The organism is Pantoea sp. NPDC088449, assembly GCF_044753225.1.
Lineage (GTDB): Bacteria > Pseudomonadota > Gammaproteobacteria > Enterobacterales > Enterobacteriaceae > Pantoea > Pantoea floridensis.
Window position 1 is genome coordinate 1,537,536 of sequence record NZ_JBIVMT010000001.1, and the last position, 20,511, is coordinate 1,558,046.

Annotated in this window: 19 protein-coding genes; 3 read left to right on the forward strand and 16 right to left on the reverse strand. The window is 53.3% G+C overall.

Annotated features, from left to right (window positions below; all coding sequences use genetic code 11):
• Window positions 1–13: 13 nt before the first annotated feature.
• The 15 genes from ACIP6T_RS07305 to ACIP6T_RS07375 form a co-directional block, all read right to left on the reverse strand.
• Complete coding sequence (locus tag ACIP6T_RS07305; protein ID WP_400456166.1) at window positions 14–1,096, reverse strand: acyltransferase family protein; 1,083 nt, start codon at window positions 1,094–1,096, stop codon at window positions 14–16.
• A 450-nt stretch (window positions 1,097–1,546) separates the two neighbouring features.
• Entirely contained in the window at window positions 1,547–2,632 is a 1,086-nt protein-coding gene (locus ACIP6T_RS07310) for an acyltransferase family protein (protein WP_400456168.1), read from the reverse strand.
• Window positions 2,633–2,868: 236 nt separating this feature from the next.
• Window positions 2,869–3,621: an L-cystine ABC transporter ATP-binding protein TcyN gene (tcyN, locus tag ACIP6T_RS07315; protein ID WP_345829325.1), complete on the reverse strand. Its 753-nt coding sequence runs from the start codon at window positions 3,619–3,621 to the stop codon at window positions 2,869–2,871.
• Complete coding sequence (tcyL, locus tag ACIP6T_RS07320; protein ID WP_064739084.1) at window positions 3,618–4,286, reverse strand: cystine ABC transporter permease; 669 nt, start codon at window positions 4,284–4,286, stop codon at window positions 3,618–3,620. Before tcyL ends, tcyN begins: the two co-directional genes overlap by 4 nt.
• The gene (gene tcyJ, locus ACIP6T_RS07325) at window positions 4,286–5,086 is read right to left on the reverse strand and encodes a cystine ABC transporter substrate-binding protein (protein ID WP_400456170.1); all 801 of its coding nucleotides are present in this window, start codon (window positions 5,084–5,086) and stop codon (window positions 4,286–4,288) included. The genes tcyL and tcyJ overlap by 1 nt, the downstream gene beginning before the upstream one ends.
• A 159-nt stretch (window positions 5,087–5,245) precedes the next feature.
• Complete coding sequence (locus ACIP6T_RS07330) at window positions 5,246–6,232, reverse strand: D-cysteine desulfhydrase (RefSeq protein WP_400456172.1); 987 nt, start codon at window positions 6,230–6,232, stop codon at window positions 5,246–5,248.
• A 126-nt stretch (window positions 6,233–6,358) separates the two neighbouring features.
• The gene (gene fliZ / locus ACIP6T_RS07335) at window positions 6,359–6,862 is read right to left on the reverse strand and encodes a flagella biosynthesis regulatory protein FliZ (protein ID WP_007891377.1); all 504 of its coding nucleotides are present in this window, start codon (window positions 6,860–6,862) and stop codon (window positions 6,359–6,361) included.
• Between the two features lie 51 nt (window positions 6,863–6,913).
• On the reverse strand, window positions 6,914–7,636 hold the full coding sequence (locus tag ACIP6T_RS07340) for an RNA polymerase sigma factor FliA (protein ID WP_097096959.1): 723 nt from the start codon (window positions 7,634–7,636) through the stop codon (window positions 6,914–6,916).
• 143 nt (window positions 7,637–7,779) lie between these two features.
• Entirely contained in the window at window positions 7,780–8,748 is a 969-nt protein-coding gene (locus ACIP6T_RS07345) for an HNH endonuclease signature motif containing protein (protein ID WP_097096958.1), read from the reverse strand.
• Window positions 8,749–9,042: 294 nt separating this feature from the next.
• Window positions 9,043–10,245 carry a flagellin lysine-N-methylase gene (gene fliB / locus ACIP6T_RS07350; protein ID WP_097096957.1) on the reverse strand — a complete coding sequence of 401 codons (1,203 nt, stop codon included), beginning with the start codon at window positions 10,243–10,245 and terminating at the stop codon, window positions 9,043–9,045.
• 181 nt (window positions 10,246–10,426) lie between these two features.
• Window positions 10,427–11,818 carry a hexose-6-phosphate:phosphate antiporter gene (gene uhpT, locus ACIP6T_RS07355; RefSeq protein WP_400456174.1) on the reverse strand — a complete coding sequence of 464 codons (1,392 nt, stop codon included), beginning with the start codon at window positions 11,816–11,818 and terminating at the stop codon, window positions 10,427–10,429.
• 137 nt (window positions 11,819–11,955) lie between these two features.
• Window positions 11,956–13,284, reverse strand: a complete 1,329-nt coding sequence (locus ACIP6T_RS07360) for an MFS transporter (protein WP_400457100.1) — start codon at window positions 13,282–13,284, stop codon at window positions 11,956–11,958.
• A gap of 12 nt (window positions 13,285–13,296) precedes the next feature.
• A complete protein-coding gene (gene uhpB, locus ACIP6T_RS07365; RefSeq protein ID WP_400456175.1) occupies window positions 13,297–14,793 on the reverse strand; it encodes a signal transduction histidine-protein kinase/phosphatase UhpB in 1,497 nt (498 codons plus the stop codon).
• Entirely contained in the window at window positions 14,793–15,383 is a 591-nt protein-coding gene (gene uhpA, locus ACIP6T_RS07370) for a transcriptional regulator UhpA (RefSeq protein ID WP_400456177.1), read from the reverse strand. The genes uhpB and uhpA overlap by 1 nt, the downstream gene beginning before the upstream one ends.
• Before the next feature lie 276 nt (window positions 15,384–15,659).
• Window positions 15,660–17,324: a FliC/FljB family flagellin gene (locus tag ACIP6T_RS07375; RefSeq protein ID WP_400456179.1), complete on the reverse strand. Its 1,665-nt coding sequence runs from the start codon at window positions 17,322–17,324 to the stop codon at window positions 15,660–15,662.
• A gap of 323 nt (window positions 17,325–17,647) precedes the next feature.
• On the opposite strand from ACIP6T_RS07375, the gene fliD reads away from it, so the two are divergent.
• From fliD to fliT, 3 genes are read left to right on the forward strand one after another with little or no spacing between them, the layout of a single operon-like run.
• The gene (fliD, locus tag ACIP6T_RS07380) at window positions 17,648–19,072 is read left to right on the forward strand and encodes a flagellar filament capping protein FliD (protein ID WP_097096951.1); all 1,425 of its coding nucleotides are present in this window, start codon (window positions 17,648–17,650) and stop codon (window positions 19,070–19,072) included.
• 12 nt (window positions 19,073–19,084) lie between these two features.
• Entirely contained in the window at window positions 19,085–19,492 is a 408-nt protein-coding gene (fliS, locus tag ACIP6T_RS07385) for a flagellar export chaperone FliS (protein WP_097096950.1), read from the forward strand.
• The gene (gene fliT, locus ACIP6T_RS07390) at window positions 19,492–19,845 is read left to right on the forward strand and encodes a flagella biosynthesis regulatory protein FliT (RefSeq protein ID WP_097096949.1); all 354 of its coding nucleotides are present in this window, start codon (window positions 19,492–19,494) and stop codon (window positions 19,843–19,845) included. The genes fliS and fliT overlap by 1 nt, the downstream gene beginning before the upstream one ends.
• Window positions 19,846–19,941: 96 nt before the next feature.
• Here the strand turns inward: fliT and yedD are convergent, their stop codons facing one another.
• A complete protein-coding gene (yedD, locus tag ACIP6T_RS07395; protein WP_097096948.1) occupies window positions 19,942–20,415 on the reverse strand; it encodes a lipoprotein YedD in 474 nt (157 codons plus the stop codon).
• Between the last annotated feature and the right edge of the window lie 96 nt (window positions 20,416–20,511).

Below are 20,511 nucleotides of genomic sequence, written 5' to 3' on the forward strand. Positions count from 1 at the left end.
TGGCGACCTATTTTTACGCCGCCGACTTATTCCGCTTTAAGCCAATCAGCGTTGGGAATACAAACAGCGACTGCCCCAACCCACGATTGGTGACCTGCCATACCGCGACTGAACACAGCGAACAAATCCCAACGATCGCCAGCGGATAGAAACAGGCCCACAGGATGGAGAACCATGCCTGCTCGAACAGGTGATGACGCTGGGAAAACAGAATCGCTGACATGCCGAAAAACTCAATGAAGATGCGGTGTATCACGTAGATTTGCAGCGTGTTGCGTCCAACCCAGTTTAAGTAGCTCATCTTGAAGTGCGCATTCAACCAGCGGCACGCCGCTACGCTACCCAGTACCGCGAGAATACACATGAACAGGCTCTTATCCAGGCCAAAGATCATGTGAATACCGGACAATGCCGCCAGCAGAGCCCACGGCACGATGTTTTCACGACGCCATTCGCTCATACGCAGCATCATTGGACTCCAGAAAGCGCCCAACAGGAAGAACAGGAAGTACTGCGCCACGCTTTGGGGTCCCCAGAAGGGGATAATCTTCTCCACCGCCAGGTAGTTAAGTGCAATCGCCACCACTAGCAGCGCCACTTTCTGCTGCTTAAATATTTTTGCGCACAGGAAATAGAGCGCCAGGCCGTACAGATACCACGAGGTGCTCATCGCCATGAACGTCAGCTTGAGGAACTCCAGCAGCGAACCGGCATACGCCGCGTTAAGGTTCTGCGAAATGCGTTGCCCAGTGATTTCCGTCGAAATTCCCACAATCGACCACCACTGAATAAACCCCCATAAAATATAGAGATAAAACAGATTGGTGATGCGGCTGGTAAACACTTGTTTCCACTGCCGATTTAAAATACCGTTGGTTGCCAGTAAGCCTGAAACAAAAAAGAAGGCGGGCATACGCAGCGGTGATAACACCGTATTAAACTGCACCCATATTTCTGCCGGGATCCAGCCGGCCGACAATAATTTAACGGTACCTTCGAAGCCAGGTAATACGGTGTGATACAACACCACCAGCAATATGCATGCTCCTTTAAGCGTATTTATCCATGCAATATCTTCTTTTTGGGTGTTATTCATATCATTGACTCCCGCTGCTGTTGCTGTGTAGGTCTTAAGGGGAAATAGGTTCTAATAAGTCATGAAGCATTTATGATTATTAGATGATTATTCAACAGGCCGAGCGGGCATGATGTAGCGAAAGTCTTAAATATTTTTTTGTGGTCCTGATATAACAATACTTTACAGATCCAGACAAAAATAGAACCCTGAGCACACTAAGGAATTTTGCCTTAATTAGAGTCACTAAAAGAATATTAACCAGAAGAGGTATAGAAAACATTATGAGAAGAAATTAAGAACAATCCGCCCTATCGCATACCAAATTATTATCAAATTCCGGAAAAAAGAATATTTAATGTGGCAAATGGATAAGCAGGAATATTAGCCGTGTGCTTGTAGGGTCGCCATTCATGGCGACCTGGGATAAAACATATTGAGGACCAGCGAACTGGCCCGGCAGGATTATTTTTACTGCGGTTCACTTTTCGTTGCTAATACCGGTTTGCGCAGCAGGCGGGGATAAAGGAACAGCATGCGGCCCGGACCACGGTTGAGCAGCGTCCACACCAGCAGCGAAATGCTGGTACAAAGTGCAACGCCGGTAATCGGCATCAGCAGTGCCCAAGCCCAGCTAAAGACGGCATTGCCAAACCAGCCGTAGTGCAGCGCCAGCGCAATCGCACTCAGCCCTAATAGCTCAATAAAGATGCGATGCAGCACGTAGATTTGCAGCGTGTTGCGGCCAATCCAGTTGAGCCACGCCATATTGAAACGTTCGTTCAGGAAGCGGCACAGCACGATGCCAAACACGATGGTCAGCACGCTGTAGAACGGGTTTTTGTAGATGCCGCCGACATGATGCAGCATGCCAATCAGCGCAATGCCACCCAGCAGCAGCCAGTGCTGGCGCTTCAGTTCGCTTATCTCAATTAATGCCTGGCTAAAGAACACCCCGATCAGGAAATAGAGGTAGTTCTGCGCCACGCTGGCTGGGCCCCAGCCGGGAATCAGGCTGAACTGCGCCGCATAAGTGGCAACCACCCCTAACGCCAGCAGCGCGATCTTCTGCTTGTGGAACAGCTTGGTGAACAGGAAGAAACCGGCCAGTGCGTAGAGATACCACAGGCTGGTCATCGAGGTCATCAGCAGCTTAATGAACTCAAACGGCGTATCGGCATAGGCGGCGTTTTTGGTGCTGGAAAGCCGCTCCCCCAAATGGGTGGAGATATAATGAATGCTGAGCCACTGAATCACGCCCCACAGCAGATAGAGATAAACGATGTTGCTGAACTTCTTGGTGAAGACCTCTTTCCAGCTTTTTTTAGTAATGGAGCTGGCCGCAAGCAGACCGGAAACGAAGAAGAAAGCGGGCATGCGCAGCGGTGAGAGATAGGTATTGAACGCCACCCACCAATGCGCAGGCAGCAGTCCGGCTGTCAGGTGGTGAAGTGAGGGAGCGAAGGTAGTGATGATGGAGTGATGCAGCACCACCATCAAAATACAGCCTCCTTTGAGCGTGTTGATCCAGAGGACCTCTTTCCTGGCAGTACTCATTAATTTGTCCTAATTGCGCCATGAATTTGTAAAGAATTATTTATATTTACAAAGATGTCTCAATCGGGACTTTCCTAATCAGGAAACAGAGGCACACTTAAAACCCTTAAATAACAATATCGTCATAAAAATCATGACATTATAAAATTAGCATGCAGAGATTTTAGGAAAAACCTGAGAGGGATTATGGCGAGCGAATTGCAGATAAGCGCCGCCATTGCTGACGACGCTTTAGATTATTGGTTAAGAAATTTGTCGAGAAATTGCCGGGTACGCGCCTGCTGTGGATTGCTGAACAGCGCTTTAGCTGCGCCCTGCTCTACAATCCGTCCCTGATCCATAAAGATGGCGCGATCCGCCACGTCACGCGCGAAGCTCATCTCATGGGTAACGATCACCATGGTGCGTTTCTCCTGCGCCAGCGCGCGGATGGTGCTAAGCACTTCCCCCACCAGTTCCGGATCGAGCGCCGAAGTAGGTTCATCAAACAGAATCACCTCCGGACGCATCGCCAGCGCGCGGGCAATTGCCACACGCTGCTGCTGTCCGCCGGAAAGACGACGCGGGAAGCTCTGTTCCTTACCGTGCAATCCCACTTTCTCCAGCAAACCACGTGCTCGTGCAACGGCTTCGGCTTTCGGCTCGCCTTTGACGATCACCGGCCCCTCAATGATGTTCTCCAGCACCGAGCGATGCGGGAACAGATTGAAGTTCTGGAACACAAATCCCACCTGCTGCCGCAACTGGCGCACCAGCTGCTTCTGCTTGTTGAGGCCGAGCGCCGCATCAATGGCGATATCACCCACTTTAATATGCCCGCTTTCCGGCACTTCCAGCAGATTGATACAGCGCAGCAGCGTAGTTTTACCCGAACCGCTCGGGCCAATAATCGCCACCACTTCACCAGGTGCCACATCGAGATCGATACCGTGCAGCACCGTCTGGCCGTGAAACTGTTTCACCAGCTGACGAACTTCAATTGCACTCATTTACCCTCCCGATCCTGACGATTCACATGCGCTTCCAGGCGATTTTGCAATGCCGACAGCACGGTTGCCATCACCCAGTAAATCAGCGAGGCCGCCAGATACATGGTGAACACTTCCAGCGTACGAGAGGTGATCAGCTGCGCCTGACGGAACAGCTCCGGCACCTGAATGGTGGCGGCCAGCGAGGTATCTTTCACCAGGCTGATGAAGCTGTTGCCCAGCGGCGGCAGCGCGGTGCGCGCGGCCTGCGGCAGAATCACGCGGCGCAGCGTTTGCCACGGCGTCATACCAATACTGGCGGCGGCTTCCCACTGCCCGCGTTCAATCGCAGCAATTGCGCCACGCAATGATTCAGAAGCATAGGCGGCGGTATTCAGCGACAAACCAATCATCGCCGAGGGGATTGGGTCCAGCTCGATACCAAATTGCGGCAGACCGTAATAGATCATAAACAGCTGGGCGATGAGCGGCGTGCCACGGAATATCGACACGTAAATACGCGCCAGCCAGTTAATCGGCCAGAAGTGCGACAGACGCATCAGCGCCAGCACAAAGCCGAGTATCAGGCCGAAGAACATCCCGCCGATACTCAGCTGCAGCGTAAACAGCGCGCCTTTTAAGAGAAATGGTGCTGAATCCAGCACCAGTTGTAAGCTTTCCTGCATTATTTAGTGACGTCCGCGCCGAACCATTTTTCAGACAGTTTGCTCAGTGAGCCATCTTTCTGCATATCGGCGATGGCCGCGTCGATTGCCTTCAGCAGATCGTCGTTGCCTTTGCGCAGCGCCACGCCGGATTCCAGACGGGAGAAGGCTGGCCCCGCTACCGCCATGGTATCGCCGGTTTTCTTCACCAGATCCAGCGCCGCTAAGCGATCCACCAGAATGGCATCAATACGTTTTGAACGCAGGTCCTGATATTTGGTTGGGTCATCATCATAGGTGCGGATATCCACGCCTTTCACGTTGTCACGCAGCCACTGTTCGTAGTTAGAGCCCAGACCGACACCGACTTTCTTGCCTGACAGATCGTCCGGCTTGGTGATGCCCGCCGCGTTTTGCTTCAGCGTCAGCGCCTGCACGCCAGAAATGGTGTACGGCGTAGAGAAGTCATACTTCTTCTTGCGCTCTGGAGAAATGGTTACCTGATTGATCACCACGTCGATGCGCTTAGAATCCAGCGACGCCAGCATGCCGTCCCATTTGGTCGGACGCAGATCGGCTTTCACGCCGAGGTGCTGTGCCAGCGCCTGCGCGAACTCAACTTCAAAGCCGGTCAGCTGGCCTTTTCCATCCTGGAAGCTGAACGGCGGATAGGTGCCTTCCAGACCGACGCGCAGCTCGCCTTTACTCTTTACTTTTGCCAGCAGATCTTCTGCGGCGAAGGATTTGACGTTAACGCCCGCCACCAGCGCGACCGCCATCATGCCCATCACCATCTGGCGACGAATTGGAGAGAAAGTCATGTTTACCCCATTTATTGTGATGTGTTGTGTGCTTTGTTGGTGAATCGGTCGCCATGAATGGCGACCCTACGAAAACCGAGCCAATCCGTTGTAGGGTCGCCATTCATGGCGACCGTTTCTTAATAACCGCCGGATTATAAACCGTTTTTAAAATCTTTCTCAGACCGAAGGGTGATAAGCAAATAACGCTGGCGATCCGCCGGTATGCACAAACAGCAACGGGCCTTCGCGGCGGAAGCGGTTTTGTGCAATGCCATCAATTAATCCTGCCATCGCTTTGCCGGTGTAAACCGGATCGAGCATGATGCCTTCGAGGCGCGCCAGCAGCTTAACCGCCGCCATACCCTCTTCGTTCGGCTCGCCGTAACGCGGCGCGAAGTAGTCATCCCACAGGGTAATCGGCGCTTTTGCCTGCACGGCTAACTGCTCGGCCAGTGCGCTACGTATGCGCTCAACCACCGGCAGCTGCGCCTCAACGCTGCGCGATACGGTCACGCCCACCAGTTCGGTATCGGGTAACAGCTGCTCCAAACCAATGGCCAGCCCGGCATGCGTTCCGGCGCTGCCGGATGCGACTATTACCGCGGCGAAATCCACCACGCCTTCGCTCTGATGGGCGATCTCTTGCGCGCATTCCACATAGCCAAGCGCGCCGAGCGCATTGGAGCCGCCAACCGGCACAATATAAGGGCGGAATCCCTGTGCCTCGAGGCGTTCAGCCTGTTCTGCCAGCTGTTGATGAGGATTGTGCAGCGCGTCGACCATGACGATTTCCACATCCATCAAATCGAGCAGCAGGCGGTTGCCGTTACTGAGATAGTTTTCGGCAGTGGTACCAATTGGATTCTCCAGCAGCGCCACGCACTTGAGGCCGAGCTTAGCGGCGACGGCCGCCGTTTGCCGCACATGATTGGATTGAATGGCCCCCGCCGTCAGCAGCACATCGGCGCCTTCGCGCAGCGCATCGGCCGCCAGGAATTCGAGCTTACGCAGCTTGTTGCCGCCCAGCGCCACCGGCGTAAAGTCATCGCGCTTGATGAAGATATCGCGACCCAGATAATCAGAAAGCCGGGGCAAATGCTCAAGCGGCGTAGGCGCACCGAGTAGTTCAAGACGGGGGAACTGGTGCAGAAGATGTAAGGACAATGCAGCCTCCAGGCAATGTGCAATTATCCATACAGTGTTGCAGAAGATGAGAAAAGTCGCACCCGGAAATCATCGTGCGTGCCCTTGTTGCTGTCATGCTCGACAACAACAAGGGGCGGATCGCCATCAGCCCTGCTGCCAGCCTAAAAACTGGTCATATTTACGCAGTGCAATGCGGTAATTGTTGTTACCCGCATCGGGCAGATCGTTCTCCAGACATTCATGCCAGCTATTACCGCGCAAACGATCTGCCGGGAAGTTTTTCGCCTTCAGCATGTCATCAAGCCGACGCAAACGGACCACATACTCACGTATGGTACTGTGGCTCATCTCGGTCTGCTCGAACAGGTATTGCTTAAACGCCATAATGTCGAAGTAATTCGGATGGGTGTTACAAAAAATATCGCTACAGAAACGACACAAGGCGGTCAATTCTGGCTGGAGTTTCATCCACACCTGATCGTCAATCATTTGGTCCATGCGTGCGATGGCCTCTTTATTGATGATCTGGCCGCGAAAGACTAACGCCATACGGTCTAAAACTTTGCCACAGTGTGAACAATTGCTTTGGCTGTGCTTATAGTCTTTAAGATAGCGACTTAAAGGTCTGGCTTTAACTTTGGCTCCCATTGCTGAGTCCCCGGTTTTATTGTTTTTTTCGAACGCCAGGAACTGAGTCTGTTAGCGCGCCCCCGATAATCGGGCACGCAGGCGTTTGATCGCCTGACTGTGCAGTTGACTGACGCGGGATTCTCCCACTTCCAGCACCGCGCCAATCTCCTTCAGGTTCAGTTCTTCCTGGTAGTACAGTGTGAGCACGAGTTTTTCACGTTCAGGCAACGCCTCAATCGCTTCAATTACGCGGTCACGTAGGTTTCCTTCCATTAACTGATGAAGCGGGTTGGCTTCCTCGTGCCCCTCCGTCACCAGCTCCGCACTGTCGCCGTGTTCTTCCCGATACTCGTCGTAGGAGAAGAGTTGGCTGTTGTTGGTATCGAGCAGAATCTGCCGATACTCCTCCAGCGAAACATTCAGTCGCTCAGCCACTTCCTGCTCGGTAGCCGAGCGCCCCAACGCTTGTTCTACCTGATGCATGGCACCGGCTACTTCGCGCGCATTTCTGCGCACGCTGCGTGGCGCCCAGTCGCGACTGCGCAGCTCATCCAGCATTGCACCCCGGATACGCTGCACGGCGTAGGTGGTAAAGGCGGTGCCCTGTAGCGCGTCGTAGCGCTCCACGGCATTCAATAAGCCAATGCCACCGGCCTGCAGCAGATCGTCAAGCTCAACGCTGGCTGGCAAACGTACCTGCAAGCGCAACGCTTCATGCCGCACCAGAGGAACGTAGCGCTGCCAGAGCGAATGCTTATCCATCACGCCATCGGCGGTATAGAGATCGTTCACGTTGACTACCCTGCGTTAATAAAGTTATCGGCATGATTATCCAATTCTGTAGGGGTTTTGATTGGCAGAATAGGCGGGCAAAAGCGAGGTTATTTCAAATTTGTTATGGATGGCGGTGAATCGCTCCGCCATCCGCGCAAGCCTTAGCGCATGTTACGCAGCCGCTGCCGCGTGCCCGGCGGCACCGCGTCCCATAATGCGCAAACCTTGCCCTCAAGTGCCTGATAAAAAGGGGTAATGAACGCTTCAGTTTCCAGCGCTGGATTAAACAACACCTGCCCGGTTTCCGCGTTGATGCTTATCATTTTGTTGATAAATAGCCGCTGCAGGTCACTGCGCAGGAACAATCCGTTGTCGGCGCTGTTGTCCGCGAGAAAACCCTCTTCATTCTCTTGCGTATCAATATGGCAGGCTTCCACCCACGGCCAGCTGTGCCGCTCAGTCAGGCGCGTACCGGTAATGATGCAGGCGCCGTAACGCGCTTTGACCGCCGAGGTGAACTCCGCCTGGCTGGCGCGCTGGAACACTTTAGCCTTCACGCGTCGCCCCACTTCGGTGCCCGGCATCACGCCGCTCGGCACTTTCTGCTGTGGCGTACTCAGCACCACCACGAACTGAATTTTGCGCGACAGCGGAAAACACGGGTGTGCTTGCGCATCAAACAGCTGCCAATACTCCTCTTCTTCGGTTTGGCGCATCAGCACCAGCTTATAGCCGCGGCTATTGAGCAGGTTTTGCGCCGCTGCGGAGTTTGGATCGAGCATGGCAAACACCTGGGTTTCGCCCACCACCTTCCAGCGCCCCTCCTTACGGCTTTCTTCGTTACGCCGGAAGTAGAGAAACGCCTGCTGACTTTTCAAATAGTGTTCGAAGCGACGCAGATAATTTTTGCGCTCGTTATCGTCTGAGACGAACAGCAGATCCTCCATCGGACTGTTAATCTCTTCCTGCGCGAACACCGCGCGGATCACCAAATTGCGAAAACTGGTCGACGGGCTCAGCAAGCCGCGCGCGGTAAGTTCTTTCTCGTCTGGATGCTGCTGCGTATAGCGCAGGGCAATCTCTTCGAAGGTCAGTAGCTCACCCGGTAACAAGTCATAATTGAAGCGCATAGACACCCCAGAAACGGAAAAAATGTGGCGAAAAAATGGAAATGATTCTGAGGGGGATTATCGGCAGAAGTGAGGCGGACTGTAACACAATGGTTACTTTTCTAAGGTTGCAAGCGTTAAAGCACCAGCGGCTCCATCGTGCCGCTTGCCATAAATGGCGTAATGCTCGTCAGTTAAGCGTGAATCGGTCACCATGAATGGTGACCCTACGTGGATATCGCCGGGTTTTCGTAGGGTGCGCATTCATGCGCACCTGGAATAAAAGCGTGATGTTTAACGCCCCTGGTACAAGCATTACTTCAATAAATAAACCAGCGAAAGATCATCATTCACTTTGGTATGTTCGATCTCTTGCAGGAATGCTGCGGTTGAGATTTGATCGTGCTTGGTTACCGCATGGAAGCTGTAGAGGATATTGATCATGTCGTTTTCATCAATCTTACCGGTCAAATCTGCACTGGCTGCCATCAGCGACTTAATCAGGAACCATTCCGCCACCAGCAGGTAAAGATTCGCCAGCGGCGTGATGGTGCGATCGGCGGGAAAACCATCGGTGTAGATGCGGTACTTTAAATAATTACTCATGATATGCGGATGCGCGGAGAGCCATGGCATTACCTTCTCATGCCACGCGCAACGTAATCTCTGCATCGGCTGCAGCATATCGTTTTGTTTCAACCCTTCACTCTGAATATAAGCCAGCCGATGAGCATAATGATTCAGCGCGCCCCAACCGCGAGAAGTGGGTCGCGCGCCCAGATAGCCCTGTAAGCGCACCAGTAATGACCACTGTAGCTGATGGTCAGGCTCAATTTCATTGATGCTATTTTTAATATCACCACGCTGAAGAGAGGCAATGATATCGTAATAATACGCTTCTAATTTTTCATATTTTTCTGCGTCATCATCAAGTTTTTCCAGATAAAGGAACAGTAGCGCAATGCCATATAATCCCTCTTCAACTTCTGTTCCACTGCTATTGATGATGGTGGAGCACATCAAATTAATCAGCTGCGCGCCCTGATCCAGGCTATCCGTATTATAGCCATGAGGCTTCACGATTTTACTTTCATTAAAGAGCATGGCTTCTGGTCCCGAAAGCAGCTGACGTACGGCTTCCGGACAGGATAAGGTCAGGCTCTTCTGAATATGGTATTTGAAGATGTTCTCGGCGCGCGGATAGATGGCGCAGGTAGGGCTTAATGCTGCAGCCCCCATGCTACTGTGGATGCTACACAGGCGATTTTCATCCATAAACGCGCAGCTCTTATTATCACTGACGTTAATCAAGCCCCACTTTTTATAACTTTTTTTGGTGGTGATAATATTTTCTGCCGCAATAGCACGAATCGTGGCATCCCGGGTTTTCAAATAGCGATTAACGGTAGGTTTATCCAGATCGATATTCCATCCTTTGCAGCAGTGGTCGCGGCACGCTCCACCCGAGCATTTAAACTGCGTAAAAAAAACGGGTTCGACGATGGAAATCTCTTTCATAACCAATCCTGCTGAAATTCAGACAATCTGAAAATTAAAATGGCGGCTAGCATAGCAATATTCAGGCGTATTCAATTTTGTCAAAAGCTGACAAGGCTATTGGCTATCCTGACAATAAAAAACCCCGCCAAAGCGGGGTTTCACACGGAACAGCGGTTTGCACTGTTTTTCACGTCGTCCGTTATGCCGCCTTTAACTGTTGCAGGCGCTTTTCACGGCGAATTTTACGCTCTTCAAATACGGCTACCAGCGCCATCAGGGCGATACAGCCGATTGCGGTCGCATCAAGCGCGGCAAAGGTACCGGCCCAACCGGTCAAACCAAAAATTGGCGTGCCATCGGCGATCATCCCTAAGCCTAGCTTTGCGAAGCTATCACCAATCAGATAAGCAAAGGTGCCTTTGATGCCATCGGCAGCGCCAATGGCTTTTTTCGGTACGAAGCCGACGGCGGCAACGCCAATAAGCAGCTGCGGACCAAACACCAGGAAACCAAGGGCAAACAGCGAAGCCAGATAGACGTACTGATTGCTGGCATGTTGATAAATACCGAGCGTGGCAATAATCAACGCCAGTGCCACGCACGCCACCAGCGCACGACGGCCATTCGCCAGATCCGATAACCAGCCCCACAGCAGCGTGCCGACCAACGCCCCCACCTCAAACAGCGTAAAACCCTGAATCGCCACCTCTTTCGACAGCTTTAATTCCTGGTAGGCATACACCGTTGACCACTGATCGATACCAATACGTACCACATACAGGAAGATGTTGGCGAAACACAGCAGCCAAATCACTTTGTTCTTCAGCACGTACTCGACAAAAATCTGCCATTTGGTCATGGCCTGATCTTCGGTTTCCTTATCCTCTTCGCTGATCTCCTCACCAAACAGCTCTTCGGCTTTGCCCAAACCGTAAGATTCAGGTGAATCGCTGCCGTAGCGCAGACCGATAAAACCCACCACCAAAGCGATGATAGAGGGGAAAACGAACATGCCGACAACGTGGCCATTAAACAGGTAGTTAGCACCAAACAGCGCCACGCCCGCAGCCCCCGCACCGCCCAGATTATGCGAAATATTCCACATTCCCAGATAACTGCCGCGCTTACGGCGTGGCGTCCATTTGGTAATGGTGGAGTAGCTACACGAGCCGCCGGTACTTTGGAAAAAGCCGCTAAGGGCATAAAACGCAATCATCAGGAAAAGGCTGACCGAACCCGCGCCCATGCTGGCGCTGAAACCCAGCATGCAGATTGCCGAAAGGATCAGCATAAATGGCAGAAACTGCTTGGTATTTTTCCCATCGGCGTAATAGGAAACCAGCGTTTTACCCACGCCGTAGGTGATGGAGAAACCAAGCCCAATCATCCCCAACTGCGTCATACTCAGACCGTATGTGGTGATCATATCGTTTTGCGCAATGTTGAAGTTTTTGCGGATCAGATACATGGTCAGGTAGCCGATAAAGACCACCAGATAGGACTGCATAAAGGGTTTGAACCACATCTTGCGCCGCTCTTCGAGCGACAGATTCAGGGTCGGCTTGCGCACCTGATTTAAGAAAGCCAGCATGGAGTGCTCCTGATTAATGACCTGCGTAATGGCAGGCATTGTAAAAATCAGCAGCGGTTTCGGCCTGCGACAACCGCCCGGCAGAACCGGGAAAATTTCTTAGTTTTGGCGATGTGAGCGAAAAAAGCGGGGATACATCACACTTCTTCGCGATGGCGCGGGGTTTGAGCATGTAAAAAAGGCAGCAGCAGCAAGGCCGAAATGCCCGCCGCACAGGCGATAACCGCGAAGAAACCGCTCCAGTGCCACACATCAATCACGCGCGCCAGCGGCCACCCGGAGAGCGACGCGCCCAGATAGGCAAACAGGCCCACAAAGCCGGTCGCCGCACCCGCAGCGTCTTTGTGCGAGCACTCCGCCGCCGCCATGCCAATTAACATCTGTGGACCAAACACAAAAAAGCCGATGGTAAAGAAGCACGCCGCCTGCATCACATAGCTGGCAAACGGCATCAGCCAGAGCGATCCCACTGACAATAAAATCCCGGCGGCAAAGATCAGGTTCATTGGCCCACGATTGCCGTTAAATAATTTGTCCGATCCCCATCCCGCCACTAACGCACCGCCGAAGCCACCCAGCTCAAACATGGTAACCGCCGAGTTGGCCGTCACCAAATTAACGCCCAGCGTCTCAGACATGTAGAGATTGCCCCAGTCGTTGATAGCGGCACGCACCACGTAAACCAGCACGTAGCACAGCGATAGCAGCCAGATATAGGGATTCAGCAATACATATTTGGTGAGGATCGCTTTGTGGCTCAGCCCTGCGCCCTCCTGTTGCTGCGCGATCTCCAGCGCATCATGGCGCCAGTCGCCTACCGCAGGCAAACCCACCGTTTGCGGACGGTCACGCAGACGCCAGCAGAGAAAAATCCCGGCCACGATCGCCAATCCGCCGGCAATCATCATGCCCGCACGCCAGCCATAGTGCAGTGCGGCGGCACCGACAATCATCGGGATTAGCGCCCCACCGACGTTTTGCGCCGTATTCCACAGCGCCCACCAGCCGCCGCGCTCGGTGCGAGAAAACCAGCTGGTGAGCAGGCGCGCACAAACCGGCGATCCCCACCCCTGAAAAAAGGCATTCAGTACCCATAGCAGCGCGAACGCCCACAGCGAAGTGGAGAAGCCGAACAGGATGTTCACCACGCCAGTGGCGATCAGCCCTATTCCCATGAAGTAGCGCGCATTGGAGCGATCGCTGACAATGCCGGAGAAAAACTTCGAGAGACCATAGGTGATGTAAAACAGCGTCGCTAACAGGCCGATATCGGTGCGCGTCATCACACCCGCTGCCAGAATTTCCGGCGATGCCGCGTTAAAACTCTTACGGGTGAAATAGAACAGCGCGTAGCCGAGCCAGATAGTGATCATGATATGGCGACGCCAGTAGCGATAACGCGCATCAATCGCCGCCTTATCCTGCAGCGGTGCAGCGCTGGCCGGCGCGTTGAGAAATCTGAATATCATCTTTTGTTGTCATCCATTGCGCAGCGGTAACGTGACGCTGACGCGCGTACCGTGGGTGCAGGAGATCCTCAGCGTGCCGCCCAAGGCCGAAACCCGTTCGCGCATCCCGGCGAGGCCAAAGCCTTGCTGCGGCGATCCCTGAGGCAATCCGCAGCCATCGTCTTCGATCACCAGCATGAGCCCTTCGTCCAGCAACGCGCCCTGCAGCGTCACCGCACGGGCGTTGGCATGTTTAACCACGTTATTGAGCCCTTCCTGGCAGACCCGAAACAGCGTGACGCGTTGCGCTTCGCTCAGTCGCCGTTCGTCAATGTGCCAGTCCAGATGACTAATAATGCCGTGCCCGTCCAGCTCCATTTCCCGCATCAGCGAGCGGATAGCCTGCTCCAGCGTGAGATCGTCCAACTGGCGTGGACGCAAGCGTCCTAGCAGGCGACGCACCGAATCATAAATGCCCAGCGACAGCTGTTCGATCAGCATGCCGCTCTGCTTTACGCCACTTTCCGGGCTGATACGCTGCATGATCCCGGCCTGAGTGCGAATGGCGGTGATGGTTTGACCGATATCATCGTGCAGCTCGCGCGCCACTTCGCGACGTACGCTCTCTTCGGTCTCGAGTAAGCGTTCCGTCAGGCGGCGATTGCGTGCCAACTCGGTTTGCAGCGACTGATTGAGTTCACGCAGCCGCTGGATCCCCGCGCCCAGCAGCAGCCCGGTGAGGCTTTGCGCCAGCAGAGAGAGCAGCAGATCAACCGCGTGATCGTGCCAGGTTTGGCTGGCGATCAGCGCAATCGCATTCATCAACGTAGCGATCAGTGCGCCCTGCCAGCCGTAATGCCACGCCAGCGCAATAATCGGCAGCGCCAGGCAGAACGGCGTGAAGCGTGATAATTCATCGGGAAGCCCCAACTGCAACCACAAGCTGACGATAAACAGCAGCACATAACCAAACAGATGACGCACGCGCCAGTTAACCGGCTGTCCGACCAGCGAAGGGCCGAGCGGCTGCCAGCGCGTGCTGGTGAGATAGTGCCAGATAACCAAACAGGTCGGCGCAATAGTCAGCGCGCCAGTCAGCGTGAGCAGCACGACGTTCAGCGCCGCTGGCTGCGCGATCCACGGCAATGCCTGCAGCAGCGCTGCGCACACCATCGCACCGCCCTGCCACAGCAGCGTGTGCCAGTCGCGCTGATGGCGATAGCGGGAGATCAACGCCACCGGCAGTAGCATCAATAGGCTACCGAGCATCAGTAGTGGAAGATGCGCCAGCGCCACTTCGCGGGAGAGCCAATACAGCTGCAACCACTCCGCAGCCAGCAGCACCGGCCAGTAGGCGCGTGGGCACTGCAACATCAACCCCAGACGCAAACCAAACGGAAACAACAATACCGCCAGTTCGGGACGATCGGCCAGGTGCAGGCTGATACTCCACAGGCAAAACCAAGCGGCGGAGAAGATACAAAAACTGGCGATGACGGCAATCAGCCGCGAAAAAAGTGGCTGCATTACCAGCCATCAAACATGCGGCGCGCCAGCTCAACATCATTACTGACGTCAAGTTTTTCCAGCAAATTGGCGCGGTGAACGTGAACAGTTTTTGGCGACAGGCCCAGTTCGGCGGCGATCTCTTTCACCGCCAACCCTTGCGCCAGTTTCTCGGCCACCTGACGCTCACGCTTAGTGAGCGGATCCTGACGGGCGGAGGCAAGTTTCAGGGCGATATCGGGCGTTAAATAGCAGCCCCCTTTAGCCACGGTATGCACCGCGGCGATCAGCTCATCGGGGCTGCAGCGCTTAGAGAGAAAGCCGCGCGCGCCGGCATTGAGCGCCTGCTCCACCAGCGCCGGACTGTCATGCACCGACAGCATGATGGTCGCCATGCCTTTTGGCAGCTGGCTTAACAGCTCCAGCCCGGATATATCCGGCATCGAGATATCGCAGATGCACACCTGCACGCCGCGCCCCGGCAGCTGATTGAGGGCTTCGCGCCCGGAACCGCATTCGGCGACAACCTGAAAATCCGGCTCCAGCCCGAGCAACTGAGCAAAACCAGAACGGACAATCATGTGATCGTCGATGAGCGCAATGGTGATCATGGGGTTTCCTGGCGGCGAAAAAACGCGCTTACCTTAGCGATAAGCAGGGGAAGCTTCAAGCGGATTGCGTGGCGGGGTTAAGTTTGTGCAATGACGTATCGGTCACCATAAATGGCGCCCCTACGCGGTTCTGTAGGGGCGCCATTTATGGTGACCGACTTGTATCACTTGCATTATTTACCGGCGAATTATGAGCAATTACCTGCATGTTCATAATATGCAGGTATAAAAAAACCCCGCCGAAGCGGGGTTTGATAAGCAAGGCGCTTAGCGCGATTAGCCCTGCAGCAGAGACAGAACCTGCTGTGGAACCTGGTTAGCTTTCGCCAACACTGAGTTACCCGCCTGCTGGATGATCTGTGCTTTAGACATGTTTGAAACTTCAGTTGCGTAGTCAGCATCTTGAATACGAGACTGTGCTTCAGACAGGTTAGTGGTGGTGTTGTTCAGGTTAGTTACCGCTGAATCCAGACGGTTCTGAATCGCACCCAGGCTTGAACGGAACTTATCGATGCTGCTGATAGCTGAGTCCAGAGCGGCCAGTGGATCGGTAGTTGCTGTACCTGCGCTGGTGGTGTCAGTGGTCAGTTTGCCGGTAGAGCTTACATATGCAGTTGCACCTACATCAGCAGCATATTTGCCAGTACCTGAACCGCCAGCAGCCACAGTTACAGCACCGGTATCGGCGTTAACAGAGTAGTTAGTGGTATAGGAAGCAGTTGTGGTCAGTGCACCATCATTGTCAACAAATGTATCAGCTGAAGTACCTGAACTAAAGGTAGCATCATATTTCAGCGCTTCTGAATTGAAAGTAATGGTAGTAGTACCAGTATCAGCTTTCACCGTTGCAAGAAGTGCATCGGAAGCAACAGTATCTTTATAAGTTGCACCAGCAGCACTACCAGCGAATTTATAGGTCTTTCCACCGAAGTCTACAGATGAAGCACCGCCAGTATTAGCATCTGCTGCAGTGAAGAGGTCTTCCATTTTCGCGCCAGTAGTAGCACCATCTGCGTTGTTTGTAGTCAGCGCTCCGCCAGACAGATACGCAGTCTGACCACCAATGGTGATGTTACCGCTAGCATCAACATCAAAGTTTACTTTGCCAGTTGTAGAGGTATAGGTACCTGACTGAGTTTGTCCAGCAGTAGCTTTAAGCTTAGCGCCTTCAGTGCCAACATCGGCAGTAGCAATAGTTTTGTTGGTAGTGAAGCTTTTGCTAGTTGCATCGTAGGTATAGTCAGCGCCACCAACATTTACATTATCGCCAGTAGACAATTTAGCGAATGCCTTATCAGCAGTCAGAGCATCAAAACTGGTAGTAACAGTATAAACTCCAGCTGTCGGGCCTGTAGCGTTAGCTGCAGACAGATCACTGACTGTTGCCGCCTTGTTAGCGATTGAACCCGTACCATTCACGTTGAAACCGTTCAGACCCAGAGTAGAAGAGTCAATCTTCTTCAGGTCGATAGAGATGGTCTGGCCATCGTTCGCGCCAACCTGAATTTTCAGGGAGCCGTCTTTAGACAGTACGTTCACGCCGTTGAACTGAGTCTGACCTGATACGCGGTCAATTTCGTCCAGACGTGATTTGATTTCGTCCTGAATTGAGTCCAGGTCAGACTGGCTGTTGGTGCCGTTCTGAGACTGTACGGTCAGTTCACGAACACGCTGTAAGTTGTTGTTGATTTCTGACAGTGCGCCTTCAGTGGTCTGCGCTGCAGAGATACCGTCGTTGGCGTTACGCGCCGCCTGAGTCAGGCCGGTGATGTTAGACTGGAAGCGGTTGGCAATCGCCTGACCTGCTGCATCGTCTTTTGCGCTGTTAATACGCAGACCAGATGACAGACGCTCGATAGAGGTAGAGAGCGCAGACTGGTTTTTGTTGATGTTGTTCTGTGTGATCAGCGAGAGGCTGTTGGTATTAATGACTTGGGCCATGATAAATATTCCTGTTAATCAAGTCTTTCGGTTAAGGTGTGGGCTTCAGCGCCGTCAAAGTTGTTATCGTCTGCCCTTAAACAACCTTTAGATTTTTTTTAGTACCAGGTGAAAAATTTTCCCTTCAACCTGTCACGCTTATCTTTATCGCCCTACCCGACTACTTCTTTAGGCTAACCCGATCATTTTTCTAGCGCCCGAAATACCCTTCTCTATATACGCTATTCGCTTTATTACCCGCTGGTAAATAATTCTAAACTTTGCCCATAACGAGCCGATAACCGCGGTATTGATTCTCCGTGTCGACATAGAAAGGAAACAACATGACCACAATTTCTACCCTCGGTATCGGTTCAGGCCTCGATTTAAGTACCATCCTGGATAACTTAAGTACGGCAGAAAAAGCCTCTCTTACTCCTATATCTAATCAGCAGAGCGCTTATACCGCGAAGCTGAGCGCCTATGGCACGTTATCCAGCGCCCTGACCACCTTTCAGAGCGCCAATACCGCATTAAACAGCGCAGACTTATTTACCGCCACCAGCGCCACCAGCAGCAGTTCGGCGTTCAGTGCGACTACATCGGGCAGCACCATCGCCGGCAAATACAGCATCAGCGTGACGCAGCTGGCGCAGGCGCAAACCCTGACTTCCGGCGTGCAAAGCAGCAACACCACCGCGCTCGGCAGCTCCGATGCCAGCCGTACGCTATCCATCAAACTTTCAGATGGCACCAGCAAAGACATCACGCTGACCAGCGATCAAACCTCGCTGACCGGAATGCGCGATGCCATTAACAGCGCGAACGCCGGCGTCAGCGCCAGTATCATCAAAACCGGTGATGGCGCTTATCGTCTGTCACTGACCGCGTCGAAAACCGGTGAAGCCAATGCGGTTTCTTCCGTTACCGTGACCGGCGATGACACGCTGCAAGGCATTGTCGGCTTTGATGCCACGAAAACCGATGCGGAGAATCCGCTCACCGTCAGCGTAAAAGCGCAAGACGCCGAATTAACGGTCAACAATGTCGCGATCACCAGCAGCACTAACACCATTAGCGACGCGTTAGAAGGCATTACCCTGAACCTGAATGATGTCACCAGCGGCAACCAAACGCTCACCATCACCCAAGATACGTCTAAAGCCTCCACCGCGATCTCCAACTTTGTGGATGCTTACAACAATCTGCTGGACCAGTTCACCAGTCTGACCAAATACACCGCCGTTGATGTCGGTTCAGATACGCAGGACTCAAGTAATGGCGCACTGGTAGGCGACAGCACCCTGCGCACCATTCAAACGCAGATCAAAAGCCTGCTGACCAATACCGCCAGCTCTTCCACCTACAAAACCCTGGCGCAAATCGGCATCACCAGCGATCCCACTAGCGGTGAGCTGACGCTGGATTCAGACAAACTGAAAACCGAGTTGGCTAAAGATCCTGCCGGGGTAAAAGAGATGATTGTGGGTGACGGTAAAACCACCGGCATCACCACCAAACTGGCGACTAACCTGACCGGCTGGCTGTCGTCCACCGGTAGCATTCAGTCGGCGAAAGACGGTGTCAGTAAGACGCTGAACAACCTGACTGAGCAGTACAACAACATGAACACGCGTATCAACGCCCTGATTGCGCGTTACAAAACGCAGTTTACGCAACTCGACGTCACCATGAGCTCGCTGAACAGCACCAGCGATTACCTGACACAGCAGTTCGACAACATGACGTCGAGCAGCAGTTCTAAATAGTAAGGAGTGACCATGTACAGCGCTACAGGCACACAAGCCTACGCAAAAATTGGTGTCGAAAGCTCAGTGATGAGCGCCAACCAGCAGCAACTGATTACGCTGCTGTTCGACGGTGCGATCAGCGCCTTAGTGCGCGCGCGCCTGTTTATGCAGGACAACAATATCCAGGGAAAAGGTAACTCGATTTCCAAGGCCATTAACATCATCGAAGGCGGACTGAAACAGGGCCTCGATGAGCAATCAGGCGATGACCTGACCGATAACCTGTTAGGCCTTTACGCCTATATGGTTCGCCGTCTGGTCCAGGCCAATCTGCGTAACGATGTGGAAGCCCTCGAAGAAGTTGAAGGCCTTTTGCGGAATATCGCTGATGCCTGGAAAGAAGTCGTACAACCTCAAAACCTTCAGGACGCCGTTTAATGAATATTGCACCGCCACTGATCACCGTTTACCAACAGTTACTCGATCTCAGCCATGGAATGCTGCGTTTGGCAGCAGAAGGCGAATGGGATGATTTGATTAGCAAGGAAGTGGATTATGTCAGTGCGGTGCAAAGACTGGCGCAAACAACCGAAGCCGCCGCACCGTCGCGTCAGCTGCAAGAGCAGCTGCGTCCGGTGTTACGCCACATCCTTGATAATGAGAGCGAAGTTAAACGTCTGCTGCAACTGCGCATGGACGAGTTGACACAGCTAGTGGGGCAATCGTCGATGCAGAAATCGGTGATGAGCGCGTATGGTAAGCAAGGCAGCGTGTATTTGCCGCAGGGTTGATTGGTTGCGATGTACTGCATGAAAAAAGGGTGAGAAGGTTATCTTCTCACCCTTTTTTTTCTGATTTCCAGGTCAACCTAAATGGTGACCTGAGGATTATTGTGCCGGCTTAGAAGACACCGAAACCGGGCGCATAATCTCTGGCTCGATATCCTGAATCACCGCTTCTTGCGGCCGCTTTGCCACTTCTTCCAGCGCCTGCTGGCACTCAACGGTTGGGCGATCCACCTTACGCAGACGCAAACCATCGTAACGCAGCTCACCGTTCTCCAGCACCAGCGGCATCACGCGCACCTGACGCGTCACGTTGACCCACTCATCGTCCAGACGCGTCAATTTACCCGGCTTGGCAATCACGCGCTGCCACTGTCGGCAATCCAGCGTATCGCCCTGCGCACCAATAATCAGGCTACCCATCGCCTGCTTGCTAATCAGCTTGCTCTGCGGGCCTGCGGTTTGCCAGTTGCCCTGCAGTTCCTGCGGTGCCGGGGTTTTCACGGCCTCTTCATAGTTGCTGATTTGCGCACAGCCACTCAGCGCCAGCGCAGCCAGTATCGTCCACTTTTTCATTCTCAGTCCCCAGACTCGCTTCAATGGCGGCTACGTTATAATTTTTCCAGTGAGTTACGCAAGATATCTACCGCCCCGCACGCGTTTTTCTCCACT

Excerpts from the sequence above, each read along its gene's own strand:
- ACIP6T_RS07345 (WP_097096958.1), bottom strand. The coding sequence starts at position 8,748 with ATGCGCTTCAATTATGACTTGTTACCGGGTGAGCTACTGACCTTCGAA.
- tcyN (WP_345829325.1), bottom strand. The coding sequence starts at position 3,621 with ATGAGTGCAATTGAAGTTCGTCAGCTGGTGAAACAGTTTCACGGCCAG.
- fliB (WP_097096957.1), bottom strand. The coding sequence starts at position 10,245 with ATGAAAGAGATTTCCATCGTCGAACCCGTTTTTTTTACGCAGTTTAAA.
- yedD (WP_097096948.1), bottom strand. The coding sequence starts at position 20,415 with ATGAAAAAGTGGACGATACTGGCTGCGCTGGCGCTGAGTGGCTGTGCG.
- fliD (WP_097096951.1), top strand. The coding sequence starts at position 17,648 with ATGACCACAATTTCTACCCTCGGTATCGGTTCAGGCCTCGATTTAAGT.
- ACIP6T_RS07305 (WP_400456166.1), bottom strand. The coding sequence starts at position 1,096 with ATGAATAACACCCAAAAAGAAGATATTGCATGGATAAATACGCTTAAA.
- fliT (WP_097096949.1), top strand. The coding sequence starts at position 19,492 with ATGAATATTGCACCGCCACTGATCACCGTTTACCAACAGTTACTCGAT.
- tcyJ (WP_400456170.1), bottom strand. The coding sequence starts at position 5,086 with ATGACTTTCTCTCCAATTCGTCGCCAGATGGTGATGGGCATGATGGCG.
- ACIP6T_RS07310 (WP_400456168.1), bottom strand. The coding sequence starts at position 2,632 with ATGAGTACTGCCAGGAAAGAGGTCCTCTGGATCAACACGCTCAAAGGA.
- uhpB (WP_400456175.1), bottom strand. The coding sequence starts at position 14,793 with ATGCAGCCACTTTTTTCGCGGCTGATTGCCGTCATCGCCAGTTTTTGT.
- uhpT (WP_400456174.1), bottom strand. The coding sequence starts at position 11,818 with ATGCTGGCTTTCTTAAATCAGGTGCGCAAGCCGACCCTGAATCTGTCG.
- tcyL (WP_064739084.1), bottom strand. The coding sequence starts at position 4,286 with ATGCAGGAAAGCTTACAACTGGTGCTGGATTCAGCACCATTTCTCTTA.
- uhpA (WP_400456177.1), bottom strand. The coding sequence starts at position 15,383 with ATGATCACCATTGCGCTCATCGACGATCACATGATTGTCCGTTCTGGT.
- fliS (WP_097096950.1), top strand. The coding sequence starts at position 19,085 with ATGTACAGCGCTACAGGCACACAAGCCTACGCAAAAATTGGTGTCGAA.
- ACIP6T_RS07375 (WP_400456179.1), bottom strand. The coding sequence starts at position 17,324 with ATGGCCCAAGTCATTAATACCAACAGCCTCTCGCTGATCACACAGAAC.
- fliZ (WP_007891377.1), bottom strand. The coding sequence starts at position 6,862 with ATGGGAGCCAAAGTTAAAGCCAGACCTTTAAGTCGCTATCTTAAAGAC.